Source organism: Methylobacterium sp. J-077 (genome assembly GCF_022829365.1).
Taxonomy (GTDB): domain Bacteria; phylum Pseudomonadota; class Alphaproteobacteria; order Rhizobiales; family Beijerinckiaceae; genus Methylobacterium.
Window position 1 is genome coordinate 1 of the sequence record NZ_JAKSYJ010000001.1, and the last position, 488, is coordinate 488.

At 72.3% G+C, this 488-nt stretch carries 1 pseudogene; it reads left to right on the top strand.

Going from position 1 to position 488, the window contains the following annotated elements:
* A pseudogene (locus MKL11_RS00005) lies at nucleotides 1-103 on the top strand (porin family protein); the annotation flags it as partial.
* Nucleotides 104-488 lie beyond the last annotated feature (385 nt).

The window sequence follows — 488 nt, forward strand, 5'->3', positions numbered from 1 at the left end:
CGCCGCCAACCTCGTCCCGGCCTATTACAGCCCGATCGGCCGCCGCGCCGACGAGTTCGCCGTCGTCCGCGCCGGCCTGAACTACAAGTTCGGCTCGTACTAGGACCCCGAAAACCGCTCCCGGCCTCCGGGCCGGGAGCGCTGTTTTCTGGCGGAGGCGGGCGTGCGTCCGCCTGAGCCGAGAGGCAGACCGAACGTTCGACCCAGCCCCAGCCGCATCCGCGTCTGGGGCTTTTCGTTTGCGGGAAGCACGATCTGCCGGGCGGCTGTGTCGGCATTGTCGAGCCGGCGCCGAGAGCCCGCACGGATGGTCATCCGCCGTGGGTCGGTGTCCCGCCCCCGCTGCCCCCGCCCTCAGTGCCGGTAGCGTTCGGCCAGGGCCATGAGCGCCTGGGCGAGGTCGGTGAGGTTGGCGGACGCCGCCTCGACCTGGCGGGTGCCGGCCGCGGTCTGCTGGCTGGCCTGGCGGATGTTCTGCAGCGCCCCCA